Origin of the sequence: Chryseobacterium formosum, from assembly GCF_026460885.1 — a bacterium.
GTDB lineage: Bacteria > Bacteroidota > Bacteroidia > Flavobacteriales > Weeksellaceae > Chryseobacterium > Chryseobacterium formosus.
This window is the reverse complement of record NZ_JAOVZW010000045.1, coordinates 1-3,034: the sequence shown is the minus strand read 5'-3', so window position 1 is coordinate 3,034 and position 3,034 is coordinate 1. Positions and strand designations below refer to the sequence as shown.

Here is a 3,034-nt window from a genome sequence, read left to right as displayed (position 1 = left end):
AATGAGCGCTTGGCAAACAGCCATCAACGAAACTAAGATTGGAAAATCTATCGGAGCTTTAGAAAGAGGGTTGTTTTTAGAACTGCCAATGCAATTTGCAGGCGGTGCATTATTCTCAGCAGGTTGGAAAGCCATTGGAGCAGGAAGATATTTATCAGGAATTGCCGGTAATTTGTATGGCAGAATTGCTCCAAGAATTTTAGCGAATTTTGAACAAATTCCATTAATACAAGCAAATAGAACAGCAGGGAATTTATTTAGAGATGAGTTAGCTGCTGCATTGAGAGCAGAAGGACGAACAGTTTATACGGAAGTGTATAAAAAAACTCCATTTGGGGCTCGCTATATGGATTTAGAAGTTTGGCATAACGGCGTTAACTTGGGAGGTATTGAAGCAAAGACGGGAATTTCTCGTTATTTACCCCTTCAAAAGCTAAAAGATGCTTGGCTTGGTACTCAAGGTTATCCTGTGCAATTAATAAGAAAACCAGGAAATTGGTAACAATATGGATATTTTTAAAGAACTTATAAAAAAACTTACACCCCATTTCAAAAGTTTAGGGTTTAGTAAAAAAGGAAATAGTTTTCAATTAGAACATGATAAAAATTATGGAATTATAAACTTTCAAAAAAGTAGAGAAAGTACTAAAGACGTACTAAAATTTACAATTAATTTTGGAGTTTATTCTAATGTTCTAGGACAATTAGAATACGCCTATAATAACCTATCAAAGCCAGAAATAGAACAATGCCAATGGAGTTCAAGAGTCGGTGCATTTATGGCTAATAACCCAGACTATTGGTGGATAATCAACTCCACAGATGATTTAAATACGAATACTGCAGATGTGATAGATAACATCCAAAATATTATAATTCCAGAAATTAATAAACGCTTGGCTGATGAGGGTTTAATAAATTCCTGGCTAAATGAAAATAATGCAGGTACTACTGAGATAGGAAGATTTAAATATCTAACTACACTTTTAAAAGTGAAAGGAGATTTTAATGCTTTACATAATATTATTGAAACATTTATGCAGCAAATGAAAGGAAAACCAAATGCTAAACTTGCTATAGAACATCTAAAAGAAATAGATCTGACATATCAAAGTTAGTTTGCTTTCCCATGCACGATTTTATCATATAACACAAAAATCTCGCACAATTGCGAGGTTTTTGTGTTATATAGTGGTTCTGTTTTGTATTAGGACAGAACTAAAGCGCAACAATATTTTTAAGTTTAGCAGCTTGGATAAAAGCATCGATCGTTGCAAAAAACCGTAAAAAACCCATTTTATTTTTCAACTGAAAAACTGTATTTTTGAAACCGCCGAACAGAGAAGAAGTTCAAAAAAGCAAGCGTTCGCACGAGGAAAAATGAAGTAAACAAATCCCGAAAGCCAAAGTAGACTAAGGAATGTATGACTATGGTGCAAGGTTCTATATGCCGGACTTGGGAAGATGGGGTGTTGTAGATCCACTAGCTGAAATTGCAAGAAGGTTTACACCATATCATTATGGAAACAATAATCCTATGAGGTTTACCGATCCTGATGGGAGAAGTGCGATGGACAGTTTTTATGATTATCATAATTTTTCAAATGAAAACCGTCCCATGTTTACTACAGAAGGTGCTGGAAATATGCATTTAAATCCTATTTATAAGCAAAACAGCTATATTGATCCAGGTGGTTCAAGTGGTGGTGGCGGCGATCCGAAACCTTCAGTTTGGCAGAATATTGGGAATTTCTTTCGTAATCTTTTTGGGGGGGGGTGGCAAAAGCAAAGAGGCGACTACTTTACCATTAGCAGCAAGCACGACAGGAAGATGGGTAGTAACAGATGCTGCATTTATTCTTGAAGGTGTGGAACCAGCTTTGACATTTGAGCAAATAGTTGCTAGTTTAGAAGGTTTAGGAGCTGGTGTAGTTTCTACCGCTGGTCTTACTTTAGGAGCTGTTTTAATGCCTACAATGATTGCAGAGCCTGAGTTTGATTGGACAAGAAGTTTACCTAAGAGTATTCCTATAACAACGACTGGTGAACCAGATTCTGGAAATTTATATTTATACTGGAAATTTATATTTATATAGAAACATGAGAAGTGTAAACGGTATGCCTATGGTTGGAGAAGGTTTAGATAAACTAGGTTTAAGAGATAAAGATGTTAATTTTCTTACTAACTCTACCATGATAACGCCTCTTTTCTCAAATGGTTTGTCTGTTACTGTTGGTTACGGGAATATAATACCATCAGATGTTCCCAACACTCATAAAAAACAGACTTTATTTAGAATATCAGCAAGCTCATTAGTGTCTTATGGCTTGATTGGAATACCTGTCCCAACCACTTCGAATCCATTTTATGGACAAATACGACCTGGAATTCCTATGAATGTAGGGACATTTAGAACAATAATCCAAACCACTGCCCCAGCTTGGCAACCTGTAAAATAAATTATATGAAAGAAAGAAACTTAATAATAAAGCAGATTCAAGAAAAATTAGAAATTGAACTAAGACCAGAAAATATTTCCAAGATGAGTTTGGATGAATATAGAGATTTTATTATTTCAATGTTTGAGTATATAAATTCATACAAGGATAAATATCTTTTAACACCATTAGACTTTAGGGAATTTGCAAATGAATTTGTATATAATTATGAAGATGATGGCTATGAAGATAATTGTGGGGAAAGAGTAAGGTTTTTTATGGATGAATTAGCGATTTTATATACATATCATCCTCCGTTTTTTTGGGATTCTAATCTGGAAGATTTCAAATATAAAATGAAAAGACATATCACGAAAGGTAATGGTTTATAAAAATGGGTAATGTATCAAATGTGTTTTTTTGCTCGGCAATGTTTCAGACATGTTGGTGTCCTTTATTAACAAGACATTCCAAAGAAATTAAATAAAAATCAATCAAAAAACGAGTAATCATTTTAGATTACTCGTTTTGTTTTGTAAATAAAAAGTACAAATATGAAAGTAGAAAATTACTCATGTTCCAAATGTGTTGGTGA

The 3,034-nt window shown here is 34.0% G+C and carries 5 protein-coding genes and 1 pseudogene; all 6 read left to right on the top strand.

Features of this window, described 5'->3' with window-relative positions; translation table 11 throughout:
• A partial coding sequence (locus OF897_RS21430) for a hypothetical protein (protein ID WP_267267700.1) occupies positions 1-502 on the top strand: 502 nt, incomplete at its 5' end.
• A gap of 4 nt (positions 503-506) precedes the next feature.
• On the top strand, positions 507-1,118 hold the full coding sequence (locus tag OF897_RS21425; protein ID WP_267267699.1) for a DUF4304 domain-containing protein: 612 nt from the start codon (positions 507-509) through the stop codon (positions 1,116-1,118).
• Between the two features lie 299 nt (positions 1,119-1,417).
• Positions 1,418-1,576 (top strand): annotated as a pseudogene (locus tag OF897_RS21720) (RHS repeat-associated core domain-containing protein); the annotation flags it as partial.
• A gap of 190 nt (positions 1,577-1,766) precedes the next feature.
• Positions 1,767-2,096, top strand: a complete 330-nt coding sequence (locus tag OF897_RS21415; RefSeq protein WP_267267701.1) for a hypothetical protein — start codon at positions 1,767-1,769, stop codon at positions 2,094-2,096.
• Positions 2,097-2,100: 4 nt separating this feature from the next.
• Positions 2,101-2,460, top strand: coding sequence for a hypothetical protein (locus OF897_RS21410; RefSeq protein WP_267267697.1), 360 nt, complete (start codon positions 2,101-2,103; stop codon positions 2,458-2,460).
• Positions 2,461-2,465: 5 nt separating this feature from the next.
• Positions 2,466-2,831, top strand: a complete 366-nt coding sequence (locus tag OF897_RS21405; RefSeq protein WP_267267696.1) for a hypothetical protein — start codon at positions 2,466-2,468, stop codon at positions 2,829-2,831.
• The last annotated feature ends 203 nt before the right edge of the window (positions 2,832-3,034 follow it).